The sequence below is a fragment of the Halomonas sp. Cn5-12 genome (genome assembly GCF_021532545.1).
GTDB classification, from domain to species: domain Bacteria; phylum Pseudomonadota; class Gammaproteobacteria; order Pseudomonadales; family Halomonadaceae; genus Vreelandella; species Vreelandella aquamarina.
On record NZ_JAKGAY010000012.1, the window covers coordinates 39,338 to 65,894 of the forward strand.

Consider the following 26,557-nt stretch of genomic DNA (forward strand, 5'->3'; position numbering starts at 1 on the left):
GAGAAGGGTGACCGCTTGTCCAACATGGCTGCGGTTTTTCATTCGTCTAGTTTAGCTGATTTAACATAATATATATTATGCGAACCTAGCTGATCAGTTGCTTGAGCAAATAAAGCCTATTACCTGGCAAACCATATGCGCTACCCGCTCGATATTGATGTAGGTGGGCATCTATTAGGTTTCACCATGGATGACTGGATGTACCTGCAGCCGGATGGTCGGCTGATCAATACTTAGCAAAAAAGCAGCCTAGCATTTTGCTAGGCTGCTTTCATACGGACAGTACTTAGCATACAGTAGTGCTTAGTCGTCTGCCGCTGCGTAGGAGCCGTCTTCACGATGGACTTCGTTACCAGTGATTGGCGGAGTAAAGACACAAGCTACGGTCATGCCCTTTTCCTTGCCGCGCAGCAGGTGCTCATCGTGCTGGTCCAGCAGGTAGATGTCGCCGGCCTTGATCGGCCAGATTTTGCCGTCGGCCAGGGTCTCTACCTCGCCTTCACCCTCATAACAAAATACCGCTTCATAGTGGTTTTTGTAATGAATGTGTGTCTCAGTGCCAGGAAAAATGCGGGTGATATGGAAAGAGAAACCTGCATTATCGTTGGCCAGAACAAGGCGCGTGCTGTCCCAATTACCGTTTTCAGCAGTGACCAGGCGATCTGTTTTACGTGCTTCTTCGAGATTACGAACGATCATAAACGTGCTCCGTTGCGTGGCAGCCAGCTGTTGGCTGCCTATTCCTGTAAGGGACGTAATGGCGTGTGACGATTTAGCGTAACGCTACACTATGCCTTAATAACAGACTTAACTGACGCTTCAAGGATATCTAAGGCTTTCAGCAGATCTTCATCCGGAATAGTTAGCGGACAAAGGCACTTAACCACTTCACCATCCTGACCACTGGTTTCGATGATGAGACCGTGCTCAAACGCATGGCTGGTGATCTTATCGGCGATATCGCCAGATACCACGTCAATACCGCGCATCAGGCCACGGCCACGCTCGGTCGCCGGCATGCCATTTTCTGTCAGCATAGCGGCCAGTTTTTGGAAGCGCTCTTCGACGATACTCGCTTTACGCTGAACATCACGCGCAAAGGTGTCGTTAGACCAATACTTTTTCATCGCTGCGGTCGCCGTCACCATCGCTAAGTTAAAGCCACGGAACGTACCGTTGTACTGGCCAGGCTTCCACTTATCGAGTTCAGGACGCATCAACACATGTGCAAACGGTAAACCGAAGCCTGAGAGCGATTTCGAATTAGTGACAATGTCTGGCGTAATGCCTGCATGCTCGAAACTGAAGAATTTACCCGTGCGACCACAGCCTGCCTGGATATCATCCACAATGAGAAGGATGTCATGCGCATGACAGATACTTTCTAGGCGCTTGAGCCAATCCAGGCCTGCGACGTTGATACCGCCCTCGCCTTGCACGGTTTCAACAATCACGCCCGCTGGGATATCTAAGCCGCCTGACTTATCGTTTAAGAGCTTTTCAAAGTAGTCCAGCGTGTCGGCATGCTCACCCATGTAGCCATCAAATGGCAGAAAGCTTGCGCCTTGTGTAGGGATGCCACCCGTCGCTTCGCGGAACTTACGGTTACCGGTGGTTGCCAGGGCACCCATGGTCACACCGTGGAAGCCGTTGGTGAAGGTCACAATGTTATGGCGACCTTTAGCAACACGGGCCAGACGGATGGCCGCTTCCACTGCATTTGTGCCGGTCGGGCCAGGCAGGTGGACTTTATAATCAAGTCCACGGGGCTTCAGAATGACGTTCTCTAGGGTTTCCAGGTAGTCACGCTTAGCGCTTGTCCACATATCTAAGCCATGAACCACCCCATCACTGGAGAGATAGTCAATCATCGCTTCTTTTAGATGCGGATTGTTATGACCGTAGTTCAGCGTGCCAGCACCGGCGAGAAAATCTATATATTCACGACCATTCTCATCGGTCAGCCGCGCATTCTGTGCCTTGGTAAAGACAACAGGAAACGAGCGTGAATAGGTACGAACATTGGATTCCATGCGTTCGAATGTTTGGGTCTGCATTAGCGACCTCCTTATCAAGTGTGTAAGCCAAGCGAGTAAAACAGTGACAGCTAAGGCAACACGAGCGGGAAAACGGTTTAACAAGCCTATAGGGTATTACTTACCAACCGTTAAATATGATCGGTTTGAAATGGCCCAATACGTACTAAGTTTTCCGGGTCGTGCTCTCCCCCAAGCTGTTCTGTCGAAAAGTATTCACGGCTGTTCAAAGGTGCCTGCCAGCGTGCAGCTAGGCGACGGAACAACCCCCACGATGCTTGGTTGTCAGGGGTGATCGTGGTTTCTAAGTGGTGAACGTCGTCAAGTTCAGGGCGCGACATAATCGCTTCCACCAGACGGCGTGCCAGACCTGTGCCCCGAGCTTTTTCACCTACGGCGATTTGCCATAAAAAATAGGTGTCAGGGGCATTATCTTTGACATAACCGGATACAAAACCAACTACTTCACCCTCTTCGTTGGTAGCCACAGCACAGGTATCGCGGAACTGCGTTGCTAGCAGCAGATAAGCGTAGGCTGAATTAACATCGAGCGGCGGGCACGCTTTGATGAGTTCGTAAATCCCCCAACCATCATCAGCATTGGGCTTACGAATAAAAAGCGGCATTTCGGCATGGCCTACCACGGCATCAGCAACGGTTGGGCGAGCCAGCTCGGCAGAAGGTGTAAAAGGCTTAATAGGCGTACTCATGGTTATGCTTCGCTGTAGCGAATTTGAGAATCATTATAACAGCTGATTATGAGCAATTCAAAAACCATATTATTCATCCTCGCATTTTCTATAATTTTTGGTTATCAAGCGAGCGTTACGTACTCTAGCATCAAGTTTCTGGGCGCTACCATCAGAGTTTAGATCAGTGATGCCGATGCGCGAGACAAAAAAGGCGAGCCGAAGCTCGCCTATTGCTGTTGATCAATAAGGTTAATAGCGCGCGGGGGTTCGCATGGTGACGAACTCTTCGGCCCCAGTGGGGTGAATACCTACCGTACGGTCGAAATCTTCTTTGGTAAGGCCTGCTCGAACGGCGATGGCAATACCCTGAATCAGCTCGCCTGCTTCTTCACCTACCATGTGGGCACCGACAACAACATCGCTGGCGTCATCGACAATCAGTTTCATCAACATGCGCTCCTGGCTACCGGAAAGCGTGTGCTTCATGGCTCTGAAATCAGTGCGGTAGACCCGTATTTTGGAAAACTTCTCCCTAGCCGCCTCTTCAGATAAGCCTACCGTACCGATATTGGGATGACAGAAAACGGCAGTAGGAATGGTGTCATAGTCCAATGGCCTAGGCGTTTTTTTATGGAAGTGAATATCCACCAGTTGCATCGCCTCTGCCAGGGCGACGGGCGTTAATTCAGGCCCAGCGATTAGATCACCCAAAGCTAGTATTGAAGGAATCTGCGTCTCATAACGCTCATTCACGGACAGCTTGCCTTCGCTGTTTAGCTCAATCCCTAGTACATCGATACCCAGGCCGCTTGTATTCGCCTTGCGCCCAGTTGCGGCAAGCACCGCATCCACTTCTAGGGTTTCCCCAGTGGTTAGCTCAACCTGCAGAGCACCCTCTGTCCGTTCAATGCGCGCAATGTTGGCAGAAAAATGGAGGTTAACGCCCTTTTTGGCCATTTCATCACGCGTGAACTCGCGGACTTCCTGGTCAAACCCTTTTAAAAGCAGGTCGCCTCGATAAATCAAATGTGTCTCGCTGCCCAATCCGTTAAAAATACTGGCGAACTCGACGGCAATATAGCCACCACCCAGTACTAAAAACCTTTCAGGAAAGCTATCTAAGTCAAATACTTGGTTAGAGGTTAAGGTAAGATCGCTCCCTGGAAACTCGGGTACCCAGGGCCAGCCGCCTGTCGCGAGTAAGATTTTTTCGGCGCTGACGCTCACTTCGCCATCTGCATTGGTTAGTGTCACTGTGTGTGGATCAACAACGCGGGCCCGAGCGTTAAACAGTGTTACCCCTGCGCTTTCTAGCATGCGCTGGTAGATGCCGTTAAGCCGTTTGATTTCGCTGGTTTTATTATCTCTTAACGTAGGCCAATCGAAGGTTGCTGGTGAGGCCAGCCGCCAGCCAAAACCTGCCGCATCATCAAAGCTGTCATGAAAATGAGCAGCATACGAGTATAGCTTTTTGGGTACACAGCCCACGTTGACACAAGTACCGCCTAAATAGCGATCTTCCGCAACAGCAACACGTGCGCCGGTAGCTGCTGCCATACGTGCCGCGCGAACCCCACCTGAGCCCGCTCCAATTACAAATAAATCGAAGTCATATGCAGCATCCGCTGACATGGTTATCTCCTATCCACTGCCGTGCTTACCCTCTGCTAAGGTAAGCGCTAAGATTGACCTTCTGTGCAAGGGGGGTTAAAACGCCCTACCTTGTAACAAAAATGCTGCTGCGCTACGCATGGACTCCCTCAACCCCTGAATAATGTTATCTCACGGAGATTCGATGTCTGATCAAATTGCTACGCTGCTAGATAACAATCGCGCTTGGGCGGAACGTATGTGTGAAGAAGACCCTGACTTCTTTAAACGCCTCGCTAATCAACAATCACCTGACTACCTGTGGATTGGCTGCTCAGATAGCCGCGTTCCTGCTAACCAAATTATCGCCCTGCCACCAGGCGAAGTATTTGTGCATCGCAATGTCGCTAACCTTCTCCACCACACCGATATGAATGCGCTGTCGGTTGTTCAATATGCGGTGGATGTCCTCAATGTAAGCCATATCATGATTGTTGGGCATTATGGCTGTGGTGGTATTAAAGCAGCTGTCACGGGTGGTGAATGTGGCGTGGTAGATTATTGGCTTCACTCAGTCCGTGAACAGTACAACCGCCATCGAGACACACTCGATCACTTGCCCATTGAAGATCAAATTGATCGCATGTGTGAGTTGAATGTGAAGGCCCAGGTCAACAGTTTGTGCCGCACTAAAATCCTTCAGCGCGCTTGGCAGCGCGGCCAATCCATCTCGGTACATGGCTGGGTATACGGCCTGAGCGACGGTCGCGTGAAGGATTTAAACTGCACTATCAGTGGTCTTGAGCAGGTTGAAACGCTTTATCGCATTGATCGCGTTCAATCCAGCGACTAAACGCTGATGCCTACCGCTTCGTTAATCGTAGCGGTAGGCACGGTGACAACTTCGACAGCTAAGACCCACCTCAGAAAAAGCCCGTGTAGCTGCTCGATAATCTTCCTGTTCCGCAGCGTCTATTAAGACACCTACTTTCTCTTCCAAATCGACAAACCCAGCGGAAAAGTCATCCCATTCTTCCCATATTTCTGGTTTCGCATCAGAGCCTCGCCCATGGGTTCCAGCAATAAATGCGGGTAATAAGTGGGCTTGAGTAGCCTTCTCCTGCAGCTCCGCTAGGCGCGGGGCTGCACCACGAGCGTCTTGATTATTGACTAAGTCAAAGCGCAGCTGACGAAGCAGGCGTTCTAGATCTTTTAGCTCATCCTGTCGCCAGATAACTGCTTCACGCTCACTACCAAAAGGTGTGTCATCAACCGATTGTGGCATTGCGGGCGCTTGTTCAGCGTGAGCCCCAAGGCTAAATAAACCGAACACCACGAAGGTTCCGGCAGAACGGGCAACCTGACTTTGAAGGGGGCGATGAAGCAGCATATTTTTGGACCTCAACCAATGGGACACGTAACACCAGTACCTTTTAAACCGCAGTAACCGCCAGGATTTTTATCTAAATACTGCTGGTGATACGCTTCGGCGTAATAGAACACGTCGAGTGGCTTGATCTCTGTGGTGATACGCCCTTTGCCTGCGCGTTGCAATGCTGCTTGGAACGCCTCTGCGCTTTGCTTAGCAGCCGCCAGCTGGGCCTCGGTAGTGGTGAAAATAGCAGAGCGATACTGGCTACCAATATCATTACCTTGACGGTTACCTTGCGTAGGATCGTGCTGTTCCCAGAAGATGTTCAGCAGTGTGGTCAGACTTACCCGTTGTGGATCATACACCACTTTGACAACTTCGGCGTGCCCTGTTAAGCCTGTACAAGTCTCTTTGTACGTTGGATTGGGCGTGATGCCCCCAGCATAGCCCGCTGCCGTCACATACACCCCCGGCTGCTGCCAAAACAGCCGTTCTACCCCCCAGAAGCATCCCATACCCAACACAATTTCCTCATAACCTTCAGCAAACGGTGGGTGTATAGAGTGTCCGGTAATGGTATGAAGGTCGCTGGTCTCAATGGGTGTATCGCGCCCTTCTGGTGCTTGATGTTTCGTAAATAGCGTCATAACACCCTCTTCTATTCTATTGCTGCGGATAAATATAAGGATCGCCTGAGCGCGTGAACGTGTAAATTAGGTCAACGGCTTGGTTAGCACCAGACACCGCCTGTAGATACAGGTTCCGCCATAGCGTATAGCGTAAGGTTAGTTCTGCAATTGGGGAGAAAATACCTACGCCATAGCTAATGCGAAGATCATCAGACAGTTGGCCACTCACCGCTACCTGACTGTCGTCACCCGCCCCAGTGGTATCAAGTGTCAGGTCATCAATTCCAAACGCTTCTCCGATAGAGCCAACGGCCCCACCGGTGCGGCCAAGGGACATACCAATGAGCGCAGTGGTTAGTGCGCTATCAACACCACCGCCTGAAGCATCCGGCGCGCGGCCGCGTAGCAAATACGATAGCGCACGGGTCTCGTCCATCGCGGGCTCTGAAAAGATCATCACATTGGGCTGTTCGGCATCGCCTGTTACGCGCAGCCCCGCAATCACATCATCTTCGGTGATATCCGGGTTGCGGATGGCCTCAAAATCTAGCACTGGCAAGCCCGGAGGACCACTAAAGATCAGTTGACCACGACGAATCAATAGATCTTGCCCGAATGCCTGGAAACGGCCATTTACTAAGTTGACGTCGCCAAACAGCTGAAGCGCTCCGCTATCCTGACGAATCTCCAGGCTACCGCCCAATCCTGACTCCAGGCCATAGGCGGAAATTTGCATATCGCGCCCAAGATTCAGTGTAATCAGCACATCCAGAGCCATACCGGTGTCTGCCAGTTCATCAGCTGCACTGGGATCATTCCCAGCCTCTGCCGCAAGACGTGCTTGCCGTTCAGCCTCACGATCATCGCGCTCGGTAATGATAATTTCATCCGGGCTTGGCGATGTTGCTGACGAAGGTAGATCACCCACCTCTAAGCGAGCCCAGGGAAGATCCACATTGCCCCGTACCTGCAGACGCTTTGGGGTAATACGAATGCGAATATCTGGCGCGGCTTCCAGGCGACCGAACTGCGGTAATACCACCAACAAAGGCTCTTGAGTTGCGTTTAGGTCTATGCCAATACGCCACGCTTCATCGGTAGGCCAATAAGCGTTACCGCTAATCGAAAGCCGGCCTCGCTCGGCAGCGAGAAAACCGTCTATATTTCCCTCTTCGCCATCAAAGGCTACCGCCAGCTCGCCATCCACAATAGTAATGGGAATATCGGGCCCGCTAATACGCAGGCTGCGTAAGGCTAGTTCACCCTGTAAATCAGGCTGGCTTGTGGTGCCACCAATTTGCACGTTGCCATTTAAGCCGCCTTCAAGCTCATCCATACCCACCAACATAGGGCGATAGGGAGCTAACGTGATGTTATTTGCCCGTAGCTGACCATCAAGCACTCCCTGACCCAATGGGTCGTTTACCGCTAGATTAAGCGTAAGCTCACCTACTTCCGACAGAGCAAGCAGTACATCCGCTTGGGCCTGTGCTTGATTGGCTTCAATTTTCGCATCCAGATTAATAGTGGGAAGCTCTACTGGCTGACCATAATCATTGACTGCCGTGATGGCTAACTCACTGAGCAGCTGAAGATTGGCTTGCCACTGGGCGCCTCCCTGCCCCCAGTTGGCTACTAGATCCGCCGTGGTATCACCTTCAAAGCTCCACTCCTCTGGCAAGAAAGGTTCCAGCATCTCCATGGGTACTTCGCGAACACTCAGCACTGCACGCCCCTGGTCGGATGACGCGGTAATGGGCTCTTCAGAGCATACGAGGCCGCCCTGCAACCGACGCAGGCAGAAAGGTGTTAAGCGTGCCTGGCCGTTAGCAAGATTGTAAGTGATATCCAGCGGCGCTTCCAAGCGAATGTCCCCTGCTTCTGAATCAACTTCCAGCGGGGTTAATCGCGCCTGATACTGTTGAGCCTGCTGGTTATAGCGCCCGTCTAAGCCCAAATTAGCTTGGCTCAGAATGTTATCGGCTTCGCCTGTGGTACTGAGTTGCAAGGCATGCTCGGAAAGTCGCCCGGTGAGGTCAAGGGCGACCGACGCGAGCGCTTGCCCACCTGCATTAACGCCTTGCAAATCCAGTTCGATATTGAGATCGGGGTCGTCAAGACCCTCGACATTACCCGATAGAGAGAGCGTAGTTAGCCTATTTTCAGCAAAGCGTAAACTGCGACCATTCAGCTCTACTACCACTTCTGGCCGGGAGAAACTGCCTTGGGCTTGAATATCACCGGTTAATGTCCCTGCTAGATCAGGATGTAAGCTTTGGAGCTGATTCAACGCGATATTGGCCTCAAGAGACATCGCCTCTTGGCTGAGTTGTCCTGATGCCGTTAGACGGTTATCACCTTGGGTAAAGAGCAGCTCTTCAATATCAACTTCCAGTTCGCTGTTAGCCTCAAGAGAAGCTTGGAGCGTGAGTGGGTACTCCTGTAGCTGCCCTTGAATATCTAGCTCCGGCAGGCTAATGTCCCAGCGCTCACCGCGCTGGCGTACGCCGGCGACGATATCACCACTTAGATTGCCAGCTAGCTGCGGAACAAACAGCGATGGATCTACATTTTCCAAGCGCACGTTGGTATCGACCTCAATCGCCTCTTCCCAGCTTACCCGGCCCTCGCTGCTAAGCTCACTATCATTAATAGTAAGGGTGAGAGGTGACCAATGGAAAGAGGCTAAATCGCCCTCTCCACTCAAACGGATGGCGGTGGCAGGCACTTGTGGGCCTTCGGCATTCGTTTCAAGCGTTACTTGATAGGCCTCCAGGCTGCCGTTGACACCAAGGCTAAGGTTTTCCAGCACGTAGCTCTCAGCTGTAGTGGCAGGTTCATCCGATGACGCCTCTGGAATCTCGCTGTTGTCAACTAGCGGCCACTGCAAACGGTCGCTCTCTAGTTGCGCTTCAAATGGGAGCGTGGGAGTTAACGCATCTACTTGTGCAGTCAATGACGCATTAACGGGCCCGGTTGCGTTGAGATTCGCGGTCAGGTCAGCAAGGCTACCAGAAAGATTCAGTGACACCTGCTCACCGCTAAGTGCTGGGAATAATTCGGGTAGCCATAGTTCTGCACGAACCGCAGCATCCAGTGGGTAGTCGCCGCTTAGAGTGACATTGGCAGATAAGGTGGCGTCAGCATCAGGTGTGGCAAGCTCCAGAGTGCTTAGCGTTATGTCGCTGCCCTCGGCCCGAGCTTCTACAAGCAGTCGCTCAACCTGATACTCAGCAGCGCCACTTATTGTTACGTCAGTGACTAACAGTGATGCCAGCTCTACGTTAATCGGCAGCTGAATCTCGGGAAGCGTAAGCCGCTCACGCTCGCTAAGGGCAATAGCCTCATTGTCAGCCGCAGGCTTCGCCGGCTGAGCTAGCTGAATAGCGCCGTCTATACCGGCGGCGTTTAGCGATGTATCTATCTTTTGCGTCAACAGCACGCCGGGAGATGGCGGCAAGTAGAGAGAAAGCTCTTCCAGTGTGGTAGGTGCGATAGTGACTTGCTGCTGCTCGGCGGTTATGGAAGTAGCAAATGCTTCCCAGCCCACTTGTGTACCGTCGGCCAGCGTCAGCTGTACGTTATTGAGAGCGATATCGCGCAGTTCAATCGGAAACGGCAGATAAATGCTGAACGGTGCATTGCTTTCCTGTGGCGGCTCCTCGGTTGCTGAGCTTTCAGCTAAGCGAATATCTGCACCCTCAACGCGTAGCGTGTCTAAGCATAACTGACCGGATAGCAAGCAATCTTCTGCCCAGGCAAGCTCAAAATCCTCTAGCGTAATTTGAGTGCCACCAACAGCCATTTGAAAGCCTTGCAGACGAAAGCTGTCCAGTAGCGCGCCCTCTTGCTGCTCGTAGGTGAAAAAACCACGTTGTTCACCTTGGGAAAACAGCTGCCCGGTTCCCCAAGGGGAGAGCGCCACCCCGGCAACTAAGGCAATTAACCCAAACAGCCATAACGGCAATACGATGATAAGGCATAACAGGCTCCAGAACGCTAACCAAGTACGGCGCTTAGGTGAGAGCATCTGACGGTTTTGGGGCGCTTTTGAATCAACCTTAGCCAAAGAGCTCTCCTAGAATTCTGGACCAATCGAAAAGTGCACGCGGAAAGCGTCGTCGATATCAAAGGGATGTGCGATGTCGAAACGTATCGGGCCGACGGGAGACACCCAGCGCACGCCCACGCCCGCGCCTGTTTTAAGGCCAGTCGGGCCCCAATTATCGAACGCATCCCCTGTATCAATAAAGGTGGCGCCCCACCAGTCTCCCGTAACACGACGCTGATACTCTAATGTGGAGGTCAGCATTTGTTGGCCGCCACGTAAGCGACCTTTTTCATTACGCGGTGACAAGCTCTCGTAGGAGTAACCGCGTACGCTGCGATCACCGCCTGCGAAGAAACGCAGCGATGGCGGAAGCTTGTCAAAGTCACTGGTCTCGATAGCGCCAATGCTTAATCGAGCTAAAAAGCGGTTGTCATTGCCGATGGTGCGAATCCATTCGGTATCGCCGGTTAGCCGGGTGAATTTGGCGTCAGACCCCCAGGCTCTGTCAGAGTACTCAATCGATAACTGCTGACGATCGCCCCACAGAGGAAAACGTTGAGGACGAGTGCGGGTTCGCGACCACTGAATCCCTGGATAAAACAGCCAAACCTCATCAGCTTGGCCGCCTTGGGTAAAGTCTTCATACGTTGTGCGGAAGTAGAGCGTTTGTACCCAACGGTTCTCAAATTCCCAACGCCGAGCCACTTCTACGGTGCCTTCCAAGGATTTTGTGTCGCCATCGTCAATATTGCGCACGCCATACTGCAGGCGGTAGTTATCCCGTATCGGGTCCTCTAGCGGAATATTGTATACCCCCGTAAAACGCTGTTCAGGGGCAGAAAGATAGAGATCATGATCCAGACTGTGACCAAACCGGTTGATCCATGGCTGCTGCCAGCCAAAACGCAGGCGTGGGCCTACATCTGTGGCATAACCTATACCTACCTCAAACTGGTGGCGATCTGCCGGCTCGACACTGACATCGATGGGCAAGCGGGTATCGTCACGGCTGTTAATACTGAGAGCACTGGCAAGCGCTGCGCTACTTACTCTAGAGCGTTCAGGCTGCGATGCAGTGGCTTCGTTCCACCAGGGCGACCCTCCGCTCGGCGGAGCGATTGTCAATTCTTGAGCTGTTTCCAGCCGGGGCCGTACGGAGACAGAACTAAACCATCCTGTTTCAGCTAAACGCTGATTATAGCGGGCCAGGGATTCCGCTAGGTAAGGCTCACCAGCACGAAACGTCTGCATTTGTCGCAGCCGCTCAGGTTCAATATGGCTGCCCGTAATAAATGTATCGCCAAAGTGATAGCGTGGCCCGCTATCAAAGGCCATATAGAGGCGAGCGCTTTCCAAGTAAGGGCGCACTTCCATCCGTCGATCTGAAAACCCCCAGTCGAAGTAGCCCCGCTCAATAGCTAGACCGGCAAACTGGCTACGTAGGCTGTCCCAGGGGGCATGACGCAGCGGTTCCCCCTGCTTTAAAGGAAAATCATCAAGCGCGTCTTGGAAAGGGGGGTCATTGTTCGCATCCCCTGTAATACTGATGTCGAGTACTTCAATCACTACCTGAGGTCCTGATTCAATACGCACGGCGATGGGCGGCTGATCTAGCTCGACAGTAATATCAGGTTCGTAATAGCCATATACTCGCATGGCTTCTTGCGTGCGCTGGCGTATTTCACCTTCCAAGCGGGCATCGGTGTACTGGTCGGCCTCAATATTTTCTAAATAGGCCTCAATATTAACTAGCACACGCCCATCAACACCGCTGATGTCTGCTTCAAGGGCCCAAGAGACCGATGAAGCAGACATCAGCGGCAGCACCAGTAAATACGCCACTTGTTTGGCCGTAGGCCACCGCCGTTGTCTTCCCATACCGTTATATCCCTAACCCTATCACCGGCTTAGTGGCTTGTTTATTCCACATCGTGATGCTGCTATTTAATTGCGCAGCATTTCCATCTGCGCACTAAAGGCTAGCTGCGCCTGCCGGACCTGCCGTAAGTCGCTCTCAAGCGTGTTTAAGCGCTGGGTCCACTGCGCTTCCAGCGCTGTTAATTCAGCTTGGCTAGCAGGCTCTTCTTGAGTATTAACTTCAGCGACAGTAGAAGAGAGCTGCGTTAACTGCTGCTCGATATTTTCCCGCCAGATACTCAATTGCTCTTCAGTAGCGGTTCGGTCGCTGGCTACCTGGCGCTCCATGGTATCGAGCCGCTGGTTGATGACCTCCTCTAAATGAGTAACCTCCTCCACTAAATTTTGCCTACCAGAGGTACCCGCTTGCTCTAAGGCATCTAGCGATGTCCGAATAGCGGCTAGCTGGCTATCACGAAGGGCTGCTTGCTCCTGAAATTGCTCGAATCGTTGTGAAAATGTCTCAAGGGCCTCATTTGATACAAGCTCTTCATTTTCTGTGAGAAGCCCGTAGAGCTCTTCACGCGTATTAGTCAATGCCACAGCCAGCTGCTCCTGCTCTTGGAATAGAGTGGATATCTGAGCTTGTACAAAGGTTATCGCATCTTGGGCCTCTGTGTCATCGGAGTCGAGCCTTGCGTGAAGATTAGACACCTCACCACTCACACGATGCACTTCTGCTAGCAACCTCTCTCTTTCGTACCAAACCCCTACTGCTGCTGCGCCTAATAGCAACATCAACAGAATCAATACGAGCCAAAGCGGCCATAATCGCGGCCCCCTGCGATGGCGTAAGTGCTGTGCTGTCAGGCTTTGATCCACGTCGGGAACAATACGCTGAGATGAAGTGACATCGGACATATGTTTTCCTTAGGGCGTCGTTGGATCGGCGCGTCGTCCAATTCCCCGATAATGTAAGCCGCAGCTGGCTACAAAAGTGGGGTCGTAGATATTGCGTCCATCCAATATTAGCTTTTCGCGTAGCAGTGAGGCTAAGCGGTGCCAGTCAGGATTCCAGTAGGCTTTCCATTCGGTCACTAGCATCAGGGCGTCTGCACCCTGGCAGGCAAGATAAGGATCATCCTCGAACGTCATTAAATCATTCCGCTGCCCAACCGCCGAGTAGAGCGCTGGAATAGCCGCCGGGTCGTGTAGTTTGACCGTGACTCCCTGTGCCCAGAGCGCTTCAAGCAGCGTTAACACCGGTGCATGATCAATCCGGGCGGTGCCTGGTTTGAACGCGGCACCCCATATCGCTACCGTTTTGCCTGCTAAATCACCCTCAAAAAATCCCCACAACTTTCTGAACAGCGTCTCTTTTTTCTGCTCATTGATGTCCATCACCTGCTCAAGCAGCGCCGAGTAGCGACCACTGGATGACTGAACATCGGCTAAGCGCATCAAATCACGCGAGAAGTTAGGGCCACCAAAGCCACATCCTGGATAAAGGTACTCAAACCCTATCCGCGTATCTGCGCCCATACCCTGGCGTACATGCTCAACGTCTACTCCTAACGTATCGGCAAGACCTGCAATTTCATTCATATAGCTGATACGGGTAGCCAACATACCATTGATGGCCAGCTTGGTCAGTTCAGCGGCACGACAAGGCATGCATTGAAACACTTCGCTACGACGATTGAAGGCACGCAGTAGCTCTCTTGTCACTTGCTCACCCATGGCGTCATCGCACCCGAGCAGCCAGCGCACTGGACGAGTAAAAGAGAGCCAGGCTCGCCCTTCTTCCAGAGTGTCAGGCAGTGCCACACGACTATGCTGGTGTCCCATTAGCGAATGCAAACGCTCGGTCTCGCCCACTGGGAATGTTGAATTATTGACCAGCACCGCGCCGCTGTACTCCTGAAACATTGGGTGTTGTAAAAGCGAATTGGCTGACTGACGCTGACTAGGAGAAAGCGCTAACCAAACAATATCAGGCGTTTCAGAGACGTCAGGAGTAGCAACGATGGTTAAGTTGCCTGCTGCCATAGCTTGCTCAATCTGTGCCATCAGCGATGGTTCTCGGCGTAGCCAGTCAGCACTGGCCAGCGTTGGCCACGGAACGCTCTCGTGGAGTAACCAGTCAACGTGATGACCTACCCAAGCAAGCGCCGCCGCCGCAGTTGCGGCGCTTAATTCACTACCATGCAGCAATACACGCATTCAGATACTCTCCCTGGCCAATAAGCGCCGATAAAATAAAGTGTTAGGCGTCATGCTGAGTTCCTTTCCATGCGTTTCGCGTTAGGAGTGGTTAGAATAACCATAATACTCAACGTTTGAGTGGATGCCACCTTGCCGCTAACCACCGCGAAATGGCAAACCATATTCATTTCACTCAAGACCAACTGCCGATGGGGGTTACACCATGTCAGTGACACTTCAGGATAGCACCACTCGCCGCTATCAAGACAATGTCGATGCCGCAGAAGTTGCGAAATTTGAAGCACTTGCCAGTCGCTGGTGGGATCCAGAGAGCGAATTTAAACCGCTTCACGATATTAACCCTCTGCGCTTGGACTTTATCGATGCTCGGGCTGGGCTGGCTGGTAAGAAAGTGCTGGATGTAGGTTGCGGTGGCGGTATTTTGAGCGAATCGATGGCCCATCGAGGAGCCAGCGTGACGGGCATTGACCTAGGGGAAGCACCGCTAGGGGTGGCGCGGCTTCACGCTGAAGAGAGTGGCGTTACGGTAGAGTACCGGCATATCAGCGTTGAAGGTTTAGCCGCTGAAGAGCCCGGGCACTATGATGTGGTGACCTGCATGGAGATGTTGGAGCATGTACCCGACCCCGCCTCGGTTATCCGTGCCTGCAGTACACTGGTTCGCCCTGGAGGCTATGTGTTTTTCTCAACGCTCAATCGCACGCCGAAGTCTTACGCCTTTGCCATCCTAGGGGCCGAATACGTGTTGAAGCTGCTGCCCCGTGGTACCCACGACTACGCCAAGTTTATTCGCCCTTCCGAAATGGCACACTGGGCGCGTACGGCCTCTCTTGAGGTGCGTGAGCAAACGGGACTTACTTATAACCCTATTACACGGCACTATCGTCTGGTTCCTCATGATGTATCCGTCAATTACATGATGTACTGCCGCAAAGCGAGCGAGTAAATGTTGATACCCTCCCCCCAGGCGATACTGTTTGATTTAGATGGCACATTGGTAGATACCGCCCCCGACTTGGCTGCCGCAACTAACGCGTTAAGAGCCCATCACGGCTTAGCGGCCCTGCCGTTCCAGGAAATACGTGGGCAAGTGTCTAATGGTGGCAGCGCCCTGGTCACGCTGGCGCTTGGCCTTGAAAGCGGTAGTGACGAGCATGATGAGGCAAGGCAGTTCTTGCTGGATGCTTACGAGCAAGCGGTGGCGGTCCATAGCAAGCTTTTCGAGCCGTTAAATGAGTGGCTAACGCAGTGGCACAGTGAAGAGCGACTTTGGGGAATTGTGACTAATAAACCGCGGCGCTATACCTTGCCGCTTTTGGAAGCGCTGGCGCTAACGCCAGGGGCGTTGCTCTGCGCTGATGACTTAAGTGTTAAAAAACCTGCGCCTGAGCCGCTTTGGGAAGCAGCAAAACGCCTCGGTGTTTCCCCCGAGGCGTGCTGGTATATCGGCGACCATGTTCGCGATATGCAAGCGGCTAAAGCAGCCGGTATGACGGCTGTCGCCGTGGGCTATGGCTATATCAGTGAAGAAGACGACTACCAGAGCTGGCCTGCCGACCTGTGGTTTACAACGTGTGATGAGCTGGTAGCCGCTCTTCATGACCACCGCACTGATTAGCCTTCGCCAGTGTGGAAACGTTAGACGCGTGGCGGCTGGGCGTCAAACTTCTGGCCGCTAACGCCTTTACTATCAGGCCCCATCAGCCATAGGTAAGTGGGCATGACCTCTTCAGGCGTACGCAGTGTAAACGGATCTTCACCTGGGTAAGCAGTGCGGCGCATTTGGGTACGCGTAGCACCTGGATTCAGCGTATTCACCCGAACATTCGTCTGATTCTCTAATTCATCAGCCAGCACCTCCATAAATCCTTCTGTGGCGAATTTTGACACAGAATAGGCACCCCAATACGCTCGCCCTTTACGGCCAACGCTGGAGGAAGTGAAGATAACCGATGCATCATCAGACGCCTGGAGCAATGGCAGCAGCGCTTGAGTCATCCAGATGGGACCATTGATATTGACCTGCATTACCTGACTCCACAGTTCGGGATTATACTGCTCGAACGGAGTAATGCGGCCAAGCAGCCCAGCGTTGTGCAATAACCCATCTAGACGGCCAAACTCTTTATCCAGCGTTTCTGCCATATCGTGAAAATCTTTGAGTGTCGCCCCTTCAAAATTGAGCGGAAAAATAGCCGGCTGTGGCCCGCCAGCCGCTTCAATTTCATCATAAACGCGTTCAAGTTTAGCAATAGTGCGGCCTAGCAATATAACGGTAGCCCCATGACGGGCATAGGTTAATGCCGCCGCGCGGCCAATCCCATCTCCCGCACCGGTTACCAACACGACGCGATTTTCTAGCAGATTGGGCGCTGGTTGATAGTCGATTTTGCAGCTCATGAGGTTTCCTTGAAGCTAAAAAAGTAAACGGTATTAACCCGCCGACTGGCGTAAGAAGTCATTGGCCAACCCAGCGGCACTGCTTTGGGGATAGTCATCCCGCACTTGTTCCAACAGCTCGCGGCTACGCTCTGCTTCGCCTTTACGCGCCTTAACCAAGCCGAGCTTGTAGAGTGCATCGGGTACTTTGGTACTACCGTTGTACTGCTCAATAACGCGCGTGAAGGCTTGATCAGCTGCATCTAACTCACCCTCTGCAGCATAAAGTTCGCCCAGCCAGTAATGGCCGTTCGCCGTCAAGCTACTTTCTGGGTGGTCGGCCACAAAGGACTCAAAGGCCGCAATAGCATCTTCAAACTGGCGCGCCTGAACGTGGGCAAATGCAGCTTGATAAGCCGCTTGTGCGTCTTCACTTACATTACGGGCGGAAGGCGCTTGCACAACCTGCTCCGCTACTTCTGGCTCAACTTGAGGCGTTGCCTGCTCAATTTGACTGGGCGCGCTGCTCATCAAGCGGTCTTCAATATCCAGGTATTGCTGCTGCGATTGGTTTCGCAGTTGCTCTAACTGGTGACGCAGTTCTTCAATCTGGCCACGCAGCTGTTGAATTTCCTGCTGGTGCTCTTGCACTTGGTTAAACAGGACAAGATTACCGCCTGACGACTCTTGCCGCTGAGTTTGCTGATAAAAGCTATTGGACGAACCTGAGGAGAGGTCTTGGACCAGCGGCTGCTGCGCCAAGGCGGATGCTGACAGAAGGGATAAAGGCAATACGGACAGCGGGAGCGCTATGGCTCCCGCACCGCACAGCCTCTCAAAATAGCGTTTGAGACTGTGATTCATGATAGCTCCGAGTGATACAGTTGGCGTGCCAGGGCACGCCAATACTATCAGTAGTTAAAGACGACGCGACGGTTTTGCGAGTAGGCGCTTTCGTTTTGGCCACTCACTGCCGGACGCTCTTCACCGTAGCTAACCACGCTCATTTGTGAAGGTGATACGCCCTGAATATTCAGGAAACGCTGTACGGCTCCCGCACGACGCTCACCTAGCGCCATGTTGTATTCACGGGTACCGCGTTCGTCGGTGTGACCGTGAAGAACAACACGGGCGTTCGGGTTAGCACGCAGGTAGCGCGCATGAGCCATTACCACAGATTCGTATTCGCTCTTAATGGTATCGCGATCGTAATCGAAGTAAATAGTGCGTACTTCAGGAATACGAGAATCCGCCTGCTGACCAGCAGCGCCAGAACCTGACGTTGAGCCATACTGACCACTAGTGCCAACACCAGACGTGCTAGACCCCATACTGCTGCCATCCTGGCTTCCGTACGAGTCTCCGTCTTGGGTTCCGCCGGTGCTGGAACAGCCAGCGATAACTACGATAGATAAAGCGACTGCTAATGAGCGAGCCAACGGCTTAAGTTGCATAATCAGACTCCTTGCCTGAAAACAGAAGTTAGTGCTGTTCATCTATTAATTTAAGAAAGGTGACCACGCGGGATCACGTACATCACCTTGTGCTGCGGGCAACCTAAATGACGAGCGGCCATCGGCTGAAACGGCACTTAGTACTCCGCTACCACCCTGTTGGGTAGCGAAGATTACCATGGTCCCGTTCGGCGCAACACTAGGAGATTCATCTCTTGTTGATTCGCTTAATACCACTAAGCGGCCACTCTCAAGATTCTGCTTCGCCACTTGAAAACCGCGGCTGGAACGGTGAATCAAAAAGATTTCTTCACCGTCTGGCGAAAAGCGTGCACGGGCGTTGTAGTTGCCCGTAAAGGTCAGTCGGTTGGTCTCTCCACTGCCTAACGAGGTTTGATAAATCTGCGGGCCACCGCTGCGATCCGACGTAAAAATCAAGCTACGACCATCAGGAGACCACGCGGGCTCGGTATCGATACTGTTGCTGTTAGTAATACGGTCCAGCGAACGGTTAGCTACGTCCAGCACGTAAATTTCTGGCTGACCGTCTTTGGATAACGACATGGCGATACGACGGCCATCTGGCGACCATGTTGGCGCACCATTGATACCACCAAATGAGGTGGCTTGAACGCGCTGACCTGTATTAACGTCTTGGATGTAGATAGACGCCTTGCCTGTTTCGAAAGAGACATACGCCAGCTTGCGGCCATCCGGCGACCAAGCGGGCGACATAATGGGCTGATCCGAGGTCAGCACCTGCTGGCTTCGACGGCCATCGGCATCAGCCACATACAACCCAAACTGCATGTTATCGCCTAGGCCCTGAGCCGTAACGTAAGCAATGCGGGTTGAGAAAGCGCCGCGAATATCGGTAATCGCCTCGAAAATTTGGTCACTGATGTAGTGCGCCGCACCACGAAGGTCGTTGCCACTGGCAGTCACGGTTTCACTGATCATGGGACGTTGGCCGCTAATATCGACCAGGTCGAACTGCAACTCATAACCGTTGCCTGTCTGCTGCGCGCGCCCAACGACGAGATAACGCACGTCCAGCGATCTCCAAGTGCCAAACTCTACGTCAGACGCTTGGCTTGGACGGTCGAACATAGCACTACGCTCTAGCGGTGCGAAAAATCCGCTGCGTTCAAGGTCGTCTTGTACAATTTGCGCGACATCTTCAGGTAGGCCTTCGCTGCCTGCGAATGGCACGACCCCGATAGGCAACGCCTGATCGCTACCACGCGTTATCTCAATGGTTAAATTAGCGCTTGCTACGCTGCTGATTAGTAGCAGTACGCAAAAAAGCCACATTTTGCTTAACGTTTGCATCAGCGAACATCCCCCGGGGTAAATCGCAGATTAAATTGACGTAAAGTACGCTGCTGTTCCGCTGGCAAGTCACGTAACTCGCCAAACGGTGCTGCATGTTCCACCGCCTGCATAGCTGAGCGATCAAAAGCACTATCACCGCTGGATGAAGCGACAGAGGTCGCTAGTAGCTCACCCGATGGACCAAGCCTCACTTGTATCGTAGCACTCATTGCGTTGCTCGCTCCTGGAGGGATAACCCACGCTTGCTCTACAGCACGCCGGACAATGTTAATAAAGCTGTTTGCCGCCTGTTGGGCCTGCTGTGCATTAGCGGCCGCTTCTGCCTCGCCTGCTAACTGACGTTGCATGGCCGCTTCGGCTGCCTCAGCAGCACGACGCTCTTCTGCTTCACGCTGTTTCTGGGCTTCTGCTTCGCGAGCGCGCTGCTCCTCCGCTTCCCGTTGGCGACGAGCTTCTTCCTCCCGCTGGCGCTGCGCTTCGGCTTCACGCTCACGTTGTTCTTCCGCTTCGCGCTGGCGTTGGGCTTCTGCTTCACGGGCACGTTGGGCCTCTTCTTCCCGAGCGCGTTGCTCTTCAGCCTCACGTTGGCGCTGAGCCTCGGCTTCCGCCCGTGCACGCTCTGCTTCCGCTTCACGCTGGCGCTGGGCTTCGGCCTCTACCTGCGCACGCTGCTCTTCCGCTTCACGTGCTTGGGCTTCTGCCGCTTGCTGTTCGGCTAATCGCTCAGCTTCTTCTGCGCGACGCCGGGCTTCGGCTTCAGCTTCTGCTTGGGCTTGTTCTAGCGCGCGAGCCTGTTCCGCTGCCTCAGCTTCTGCTTCGCGCTGGGCTGCCTCGGCGGCAGCTTGCTGCTCCGCCGCGGAAGGCTCATCGCTAGGCGGCTCTGGATCGGGCTCTTCGGGTTCAGAGGCATTGTTCATTGCGGCCTGTTGCTCAGTGACTTGCTGGGCCTGATCAGTGAACGTTTCCTTGCTCACGAACGTCGCTTGTACGATCGAAGAAGAGTCTGGTTCCGCCGACATGCTGGGCAGCTTGACCAAGCTAAAGATAACCACGAGCAAGTGCACGGCAACAGCCAAAATCGTTGGCCACGTGTAGCCAACGTCTTGTGGGTCACGCGGTGGTTTTACAGCCATGTGCGACTCGCCCTTAACCATCTTGGGGCGGCTCTGAGAGCAGCCCTACGTTGGCGACACCCGAACTCTGCAGTGTGCTCATCAGCAGCACAATCTGGCCATAAGGCACATTGCGATCTCCGCGCACCATCACAGGCGTACCGGGACGACGCTGAAGAATAGCAGTCACTCGCTCCGACATTTGCTCCAGAGAAACCGCCGTCGAATCTTCTCCCAGAGTAATAAAGTAGCCGCCATCGCGATCTACCGAGATGATGATCGGGTCATTATCTTCCTGGGTTTCAATAGGCTCAGAGGTGACTTGAGGCAGATCTACTTGAACGCCTTGTGTCAGCATGGGAGCAGTAATCATAAAAATGACAAGCAGTACCAGCATCACGTCGATAAAAGGGACAACGTTGATCTCCCCCATCGGCTTGCTTTTGCCACTACGATTGAACGGACCTTGCATGGCAGACTCCCTTAACTAGCGCTAGGTTTGCCGTCACGCCCTTGCAAGTTACGGTGCAAGATTGCGTGAAACTCTTCAGCAAAGTCTTCGTATTTACCCAGTAAGCGAGAGGCGTTATTGGATAGTCGGTTATAGAAAATAACGGCAGGGATCGCCGCGAAAAGTCCCATTGCTGTGGCAATTAGTGCTTCTGCAATCCAGGGGGCAACGGTCGCTAGTGTGGCTTGCTGGGTCATGGAAAGCGATTGGAATGAGCCCATAATGCCCCATACCGTACCAAATAAGCCGATATAAGGACTGGCGGAGGCAACCGTTGCCAGAAAAACAAGATGTTGGGTCAGGCGGTCTTCTTCCCGCGACCAGGCGACTCGCATGCTGCGCTGGACACCTTCCAGTACCGTATCGGCACTGCGGGTTTTAGGCATTAGGCGGTTAAATTCCCGAAAACCTGCCTGGAAAATGTGCTCCGCTCCATGACGAGGGGCATCAGCAGGAATTTCGCGGTAGAGCTCGTTTAGGTCAACACCTGACCAAAACGACTCTTCAAACTGGTTGTACTCTTGCTTGGCTCGGCGTAGCGCAATGCTGCGCTGAAAGATCACCACCCATGAGAGGATTGACCCCACCACTAGCAGCAGCATGACCAGCTGTACCACAATGCTGGCACTCATTATTAAGTGGGGAATGGACATGGTGTTATCGTTCACAGTTGCCCTCATCAATCAATTAATGTCGTTTTCGACTGGAGTGTGGTGTTAAGCGACAATGGCCACGCTTTTGGACGCAGTGTCGTAGCGTTTAAGCAGGCTATCTCGACTGTTGCGGAGCACAAGAGTTCCTCGTCGCGCCGAACCAGTTGTTCAAATGTCATCCGGCAACGACCTTTTTCCGCAATGTTGGCAGTTACCGTCAGTGCCTCATCCAATCGTGCGGGTTTGGCATAGTGGCAGGCCATGCGGTATACCACTAGCTGTGTACCTTCGTCTAGCAACGTTTGCTGATTAAGGCCTAATTCTCTTAGCCACTCGCTGCGCGCCCGTTCCATAAACTTCAGGTAGTTAACGTAGTAGACAATTCCACCGGCGTCAGTATCTTCCATGTAAACACGCACTGGTATGCTAAATTCGCCCGTCATGGCCGACGTTCTCCCTCAACATCAATTGACTGTTCGTGGGGCGTCTTATCAAAGTGTAGCCAGGCTTGACGAGTCACCACACGGCCTCTTGGTGTACGCATCATTAGCCCCTGCTGAATAAGGTAAGGTTCAATCACATCTTCGATGGTGTCGCGTTCTTCGCCGATGGCCGCAGAGAGTGAGTCAACGCCCACCGGGCCACCATCGAATTTGTCGATCATCGCCAGCAGTAAACGGCGGTCCATGTGATCCAAACCGTGGTGATCGACATTTAGCATATTGAGCGCCGCATCCGCTAATGTCACATCTACAACGCCATCTCCCTTTATTTCGGCGTAGTCCCGCACTCTGCGCAACAGTCGGTTGGCGATACGCGGCGTACCACGGGAGCGGCGCGCGACTTCAATGGCACCTTCATGGCTGGTTTCAACGCCTAGTAGCCGTGCTGAGCGGGCGACAATCTCGGTCAGCTCTTCCAGGTTATAAAACTCAAGACGCTGAACGATACCAAAGCGGTCACGCAGCGGTGAGGTCAACAACCCCGCACGAGTGGTGGCGCCCACCAGCGTAAATCTGGGCAGGTCAAGTTTAATAGAACGTGCGGCGGGCCCTTCGCCAATCATGATATCGAGCTGAAAGTCCTCCATCGCGGGATAAAGGACCTCTTCCACCACGGGTGAGAGGCGATGGATTTCATCGATAAACAGCACATCGCCCGGTTCAAGATTGGTCAGCATAGCGGCGAGATCCCCCGCGCGCTCCAGCACCGGGCCAGAAGTAGATTTAAGTCCCACGCCCATTTCAGTAGCGATAATATTCGCCAACGTCGTTTTACCTAAGCCTGGCGGTCCGAACACCAGCGTGTGGTCTAAGCTCTCTTCGCGTAGCCTGGCTGCTCCAATAAAAATCTCAAGCTGTTCGCGAACCCGAGGCTGGCCAATATAGTCTTTGAGATGTTTCGGACGAATAGCATAGTCGATGCGCACTTCGCCCTGCTCTGGCTCAGCGGCAATTAATCGGTCGTGTTCTAACATAAAGACTCTTCTAGAGTGCTGACTAATGAGTACACGCTATTGCACTCGTGCTGGTCTAACCGGACATGCGTTTGGTTAACGCGGCTTTGATCAAAGCTTCGGTAGTTTGATTGGGGTCGACGTCGGCTAACATTTTCGTCGCTTCTGTCAGCTTATAACCCAAGCTCACCAGGGCTGCTTCGGCATCCGCCAAATGATCCCTTGGAGCAGCTCGCACGCTTGTCGCTTCAAGAGCCAACGGCGCATCGTTGCCATGCTCCCACTCAGGAAAGCGGTCACGCATTTCGATAATCAACCGTTCCGCCGTTTTTTTACCAACGCCTGGCAGTTTTGTCAGCGCTTTGCTGTCGTCATCTCTGATACAGCGCATAAAGGCATCTTCATCCATACCCGACAGGATCGCTAACGCAAGTTTCGGCCCTACGCCATTCACTTTGATCAAGGCGCGAAACAGCGCTCGCTCATGCTCTCGCCCAAACCCATAGAGCAAATGCGCATCGTCACGGATGGTGAGATGGGTATAGAGTGACACCTGCTCGCCGGGAGCGGGCAGCGCTACAAAGGTGTTCATGGAGGCTTCAAGCTCATAACCAACGCCATGCACATCTACCACCATCCAGGGCGGCTGTTTTTCCAACAACAGGCCGGTTAAACGTCCAATCATTATATGCCTCGCAGCCAATCAAAACAGCAGCCACTATAAAGCCACTCTGTACAGATGACCAGTAATGCCTAGAGCCGCCATCGCCCTGATGAGCGGCGCTTACTGCGTGAAGGAGTCGCCGCCACCAGGGCGTTGCCAGCAAAAGCGTGGGTCAGTGCAATGGCTAGTGCATCGGCGGCATCTGCCTGGGGTGTCGCCGACAGGCCGAGCAGCGTGGTGACCATATGCTGCACCTGGCTTTTATCAGCGCCGCCCTGCCCGGTTACCGCTTGCTTAATCTGCCGAGCGGCGTACTCCGCGATACTCAGCCCATGGTTAGCCAAACAAACCAATGCTGCGCCGCGGGCTTGGCCTAGCTTGAGGGCCGAATCAGCATTTTTAGCCATAAAAACCCGCTCTACTGCAACAGCATCAGGGCGGTGCAGGCCAATCACTTCGCTAATACCGGCATATATTTGCGCCAAACGCTGCTCCAGTGCACCATCAGCCGTACGAATGCAGCCACTGGCCACATAGCGAGGCTTCACGCCTATTAGATCAATCACGCCGTAACCGGTGATACGTGAGCCTGGGTCAATGCCTAAAATTCTGACCGTGGTCGCCAGCTGTTTTTCGTCCATGGATTTTTCTCTTGGCACTGCCTAAAACAAAAACACCGACGCTAAGCGTCGGTGTTGTACTCGTCAAAACGTGAAGGCGGTCTTACTCGCCCGCTGCTTCCGCTTTGGCTTTTTGGCGTAAGCGAATGTTCAGCTCTTTGAGCTGATCAGCGCTGACTTCACCCGGTGCATCGGTCATCAAACAAGCAGCACTTTGGGTTTTCGGGAAGGCGATGACTTCACGAATGGTTTTCGCACCAGCCATGAGCATGACTAAGCGGTCCAGACCGAAGGCCAAGCCGCCATGGGGCGGTGCGCCGTACTGCAAGGCATCCAGCAGGAAGCCGAACTTCTCTTGCGCTTCCTCTTCGCCAATCCCCAAAATATCAAACACGGTGCTTTGCATGGTTTGATTGTGAATACGGATAGAGCCGCCGCCCAGTTCGGTACCGTTAAGCACCATGTCATAAGCGCGAGAAAGCGCGCTAGCCGGGTCTGCTTTCAGCTCTTCCGGCGAGCAGGAGGGCGCTGTAAATGGGTGGTGAAGCGGGCTTAGACGGCCATTGTCGTCGGCTTCGAACATGGGGAAGTCAACGACCCACAGCGGCGCCCAGGCTTGAGTGTAAAGGTTCAGGTCGGCACCCAGCTTGACACGCAGCGCGCCAATGGCTTCGTTGACGATACGCGCTTTATCCGCACCGAAGAAGATAATGTCACCATCTTCAGCGCCGACACGATCAAGCAGCTCTTCGACCACGTTTTCCATGAACTTAACGATCGGCGACTGCAGGCCATCTAGCCCTTTGGCACGCTCGTTCACTTTGATCCAGGCAAGGCCTTTAGCACCGTAGATACCTACGAACTTGGTGTATTCGTCGATCTCTTTACGGGAAAGCTTGGCACCACCCGGTACTTTAAGAGCCGCCACGCGGCCATCTTCTGCCTTGGCCGGCCCTGAGAACACATTGAAACTAACCTGCTGCATCAGGTCGTCAACGTCGGTGAGCTCCAGCGGAATACGCAGATCGGGTTTATCCGAACCAAAGCGATCCATGGCTTCTTGCCAAGTCATTCGCGGGAATTCCGGCAGTTCGACGCTCAGCACTTCCTGGAACAGTTGACGAATCATGGCTTCGGTAATGCCCATGATGTCGTCTTCTTCCACGAAAGAGGCTTCGATATCGATCTGTGTGAATTCAGGCTGACGGTCAGCGCGCAGGTCTTCATCGCGGAAGCACTTTGCGATTTGGTAGTAGCGGTCAAAACCCGCCACCATCAGCAGCTGCTTAAACAGCTGGGGAGACTGTGGCAGTGCAAAGAAGCTGCCCGCGTGAGTACGGCTAGGCACGAGGTAGTCCCGGGCACCTTCAGGCGTGGCTCGTGTCAGCACAGGCGTTTCAATATCTAGAAAGCCTTGGTTTTCTAGGTAAGCACGTACGTTATGAGAAATACGCGAACGCAGCCGCAGTTTTTCGATCATATCCGGGCGGCGTAGATCAATATAGCGGTGTTTCAGACGCACTTCCTCACCGACTTTGCCATGCTCATCAAGCTGGAAAGGCGGTGTCGCTGCGCTATTCAGTGCTTCAACTTCTTTGGCCAGCACTTCAATCATGCCGGTGGGCATGTTGGGGTTCTGGGTGCCTTCAGGACGCAGCCGAACACGACCAGTAATGCGCAGAACATATTCGCTGCGTGCACGGTCGGCATTAGCAAACGCCTCGGCGGTATCGGGGTCTACGACAAACTGAGCGATACCATCACGGTCACGCATGTCGAGAAAGATAACCCCACCGTGGTCACGACGGCGGTGAACCCAACCGCAAACGGTGACCGTTTGATCCACCAATGTTTCGTTAAGCTGGCCGCAATAATGGCTGCGCATGTCACATCCTGTTCTGTTTCGTGGCAATTAAGTTA

Annotated in this window: 26 protein-coding genes; 4 read left to right on the forward strand and 22 right to left on the reverse strand. The window is 53.2% G+C overall.

Annotation, left to right across the window (positions count from 1 at the left end; genetic code table 11):
* Positions 1–135: 135 nt before the first annotated feature.
* Positions 136–237, forward strand: coding sequence for a DUF3833 domain-containing protein (locus L1249_RS08710; protein ID WP_230834195.1), 102 nt, complete (start codon positions 136–138; stop codon positions 235–237).
* A 66-nt stretch (positions 238–303) separates the two neighbouring features.
* Here L1249_RS08710 and L1249_RS08715 read toward each other — a convergent pair whose 3' ends face one another.
* The 4 genes from L1249_RS08715 to gorA form a co-directional block, all read right to left on the reverse strand.
* Positions 304–699: an ectoine synthase gene (locus L1249_RS08715; RefSeq protein WP_044629107.1), complete on the reverse strand. Its 396-nt coding sequence runs from the start codon at positions 697–699 to the stop codon at positions 304–306.
* Positions 700–788: 89 nt separating this feature from the next.
* Entirely contained in the window at positions 789–2,057 is a 1,269-nt protein-coding gene (gene ectB, locus L1249_RS08720; RefSeq protein WP_044629106.1) for a diaminobutyrate--2-oxoglutarate transaminase, read from the reverse strand.
* A gap of 110 nt (positions 2,058–2,167) precedes the next feature.
* The gene (gene ectA / locus L1249_RS08725) at positions 2,168–2,746 is read right to left on the reverse strand and encodes a diaminobutyrate acetyltransferase (protein ID WP_044629105.1); all 579 of its coding nucleotides are present in this window, start codon (positions 2,744–2,746) and stop codon (positions 2,168–2,170) included.
* Between the two features lie 231 nt (positions 2,747–2,977).
* Complete coding sequence (gorA, locus tag L1249_RS08730) at positions 2,978–4,360, reverse strand: glutathione-disulfide reductase (protein WP_044630057.1); 1,383 nt, start codon at positions 4,358–4,360, stop codon at positions 2,978–2,980.
* Positions 4,361–4,523: 163 nt separating this feature from the next.
* On the opposite strand from gorA, the gene can reads away from it, so the two are divergent.
* Positions 4,524–5,171 (forward strand): carbonate dehydratase, encoded by a 648-nt coding sequence (gene can / locus L1249_RS08735; protein WP_235253515.1) that lies wholly within the window; start codon positions 4,524–4,526, stop codon positions 5,169–5,171.
* Between the two features lie 21 nt (positions 5,172–5,192).
* Here the strand turns inward: can and L1249_RS08740 are convergent, their stop codons facing one another.
* The 6 genes from L1249_RS08740 to L1249_RS08765 all read right to left on the reverse strand — a co-directional run bounded on the left by L1249_RS08740 (position 5,193) and on the right by L1249_RS08765 (position 14,450).
* Complete coding sequence (locus tag L1249_RS08740) at positions 5,193–5,708, reverse strand: c-type cytochrome (protein WP_083602206.1); 516 nt, start codon at positions 5,706–5,708, stop codon at positions 5,193–5,195.
* An 11-nt stretch (positions 5,709–5,719) separates the two neighbouring features.
* Positions 5,720–6,337 (reverse strand): peptide-methionine (S)-S-oxide reductase MsrA, encoded by a 618-nt coding sequence (gene msrA / locus L1249_RS08745; RefSeq protein WP_089674453.1) that lies wholly within the window; start codon positions 6,335–6,337, stop codon positions 5,720–5,722.
* A gap of 16 nt (positions 6,338–6,353) precedes the next feature.
* Positions 6,354–10,388: an autotransporter assembly complex protein TamB gene (tamB, locus tag L1249_RS08750; protein WP_442908421.1), complete on the reverse strand. Its 4,035-nt coding sequence runs from the start codon at positions 10,386–10,388 to the stop codon at positions 6,354–6,356.
* A gap of 9 nt (positions 10,389–10,397) precedes the next feature.
* Positions 10,398–12,248 (reverse strand): autotransporter assembly complex protein TamA, encoded by a 1,851-nt coding sequence (gene tamA / locus L1249_RS08755; RefSeq protein WP_044630060.1) that lies wholly within the window; start codon positions 12,246–12,248, stop codon positions 10,398–10,400.
* Positions 12,249–12,314: 66 nt separating this feature from the next.
* A complete protein-coding gene (locus L1249_RS08760; protein WP_044630061.1) occupies positions 12,315–13,148 on the reverse strand; it encodes a hypothetical protein in 834 nt (277 codons plus the stop codon).
* A gap of 9 nt (positions 13,149–13,157) precedes the next feature.
* Positions 13,158–14,450 carry a nucleotide sugar dehydrogenase gene (locus L1249_RS08765; RefSeq protein WP_044630062.1) on the reverse strand — a complete coding sequence of 431 codons (1,293 nt, stop codon included), beginning with the start codon at positions 14,448–14,450 and terminating at the stop codon, positions 13,158–13,160.
* 205 nt (positions 14,451–14,655) lie between these two features.
* Here L1249_RS08765 and ubiG point away from each other — a divergent pair, with 205 nt between their 5' ends.
* Together ubiG and L1249_RS08775 are read left to right on the forward strand one after the other, a co-directional pair.
* Complete coding sequence (gene ubiG / locus L1249_RS08770) at positions 14,656–15,399, forward strand: bifunctional 2-polyprenyl-6-hydroxyphenol methylase/3-demethylubiquinol 3-O-methyltransferase UbiG (RefSeq protein WP_044630063.1); 744 nt, start codon at positions 14,656–14,658, stop codon at positions 15,397–15,399.
* The gene (locus L1249_RS08775; protein WP_044630064.1) at positions 15,400–16,071 is read left to right on the forward strand and encodes an HAD family hydrolase; all 672 of its coding nucleotides are present in this window, start codon (positions 15,400–15,402) and stop codon (positions 16,069–16,071) included.
* 20 nt (positions 16,072–16,091) lie between these two features.
* Here L1249_RS08775 and L1249_RS08780 read toward each other — a convergent pair whose 3' ends face one another.
* From L1249_RS08780 to aspS, 12 genes are all read right to left on the reverse strand, one after another.
* The gene (locus L1249_RS08780) at positions 16,092–16,853 is read right to left on the reverse strand and encodes a YciK family oxidoreductase (RefSeq protein WP_044630065.1); all 762 of its coding nucleotides are present in this window, start codon (positions 16,851–16,853) and stop codon (positions 16,092–16,094) included.
* Between the two features lie 33 nt (positions 16,854–16,886).
* The gene (gene ybgF / locus L1249_RS08785; RefSeq protein ID WP_044630066.1) at positions 16,887–17,696 is read right to left on the reverse strand and encodes a tol-pal system protein YbgF; all 810 of its coding nucleotides are present in this window, start codon (positions 17,694–17,696) and stop codon (positions 16,887–16,889) included.
* 47 nt (positions 17,697–17,743) lie between these two features.
* A complete protein-coding gene (gene pal, locus L1249_RS08790) occupies positions 17,744–18,286 on the reverse strand; it encodes a peptidoglycan-associated lipoprotein Pal (protein ID WP_044630067.1) in 543 nt (180 codons plus the stop codon).
* Positions 18,287–18,331: 45 nt separating this feature from the next.
* The gene (gene tolB / locus L1249_RS08795) at positions 18,332–19,618 is read right to left on the reverse strand and encodes a Tol-Pal system beta propeller repeat protein TolB (RefSeq protein WP_054641209.1); all 1,287 of its coding nucleotides are present in this window, start codon (positions 19,616–19,618) and stop codon (positions 18,332–18,334) included.
* The gene (gene tolA, locus L1249_RS08800) at positions 19,618–20,754 is read right to left on the reverse strand and encodes a cell envelope integrity protein TolA (protein WP_228168436.1); all 1,137 of its coding nucleotides are present in this window, start codon (positions 20,752–20,754) and stop codon (positions 19,618–19,620) included. The genes tolB and tolA overlap by 1 nt, the downstream gene beginning before the upstream one ends.
* Before the next feature lie 13 nt (positions 20,755–20,767).
* On the reverse strand, positions 20,768–21,205 hold the full coding sequence (tolR, locus tag L1249_RS08805; RefSeq protein WP_054645020.1) for a protein TolR: 438 nt from the start codon (positions 21,203–21,205) through the stop codon (positions 20,768–20,770).
* Between the two features lie 11 nt (positions 21,206–21,216).
* The gene (gene tolQ / locus L1249_RS08810) at positions 21,217–21,912 is read right to left on the reverse strand and encodes a protein TolQ (RefSeq protein ID WP_054641207.1); all 696 of its coding nucleotides are present in this window, start codon (positions 21,910–21,912) and stop codon (positions 21,217–21,219) included.
* 11 nt (positions 21,913–21,923) lie between these two features.
* Complete coding sequence (gene ybgC, locus L1249_RS08815) at positions 21,924–22,340, reverse strand: tol-pal system-associated acyl-CoA thioesterase (RefSeq protein WP_054641206.1); 417 nt, start codon at positions 22,338–22,340, stop codon at positions 21,924–21,926.
* On the reverse strand, positions 22,337–23,374 hold the full coding sequence (gene ruvB / locus L1249_RS08820) for a Holliday junction branch migration DNA helicase RuvB (protein WP_044630073.1): 1,038 nt from the start codon (positions 23,372–23,374) through the stop codon (positions 22,337–22,339). Before ruvB ends, ybgC begins: the two co-directional genes overlap by 4 nt.
* 55 nt (positions 23,375–23,429) lie before the next feature.
* The gene (gene ruvA, locus L1249_RS08825) at positions 23,430–24,038 is read right to left on the reverse strand and encodes a Holliday junction branch migration protein RuvA (RefSeq protein WP_228168435.1); all 609 of its coding nucleotides are present in this window, start codon (positions 24,036–24,038) and stop codon (positions 23,430–23,432) included.
* 68 nt (positions 24,039–24,106) lie between these two features.
* Positions 24,107–24,658 (reverse strand): crossover junction endodeoxyribonuclease RuvC, encoded by a 552-nt coding sequence (gene ruvC / locus L1249_RS08830; RefSeq protein ID WP_062359692.1) that lies wholly within the window; start codon positions 24,656–24,658, stop codon positions 24,107–24,109.
* Between the two features lie 82 nt (positions 24,659–24,740).
* Positions 24,741–26,522, reverse strand: a complete 1,782-nt coding sequence (gene aspS / locus L1249_RS08835; protein ID WP_235253516.1) for an aspartate--tRNA ligase — start codon at positions 26,520–26,522, stop codon at positions 24,741–24,743.
* Positions 26,523–26,557 lie beyond the last annotated feature (35 nt).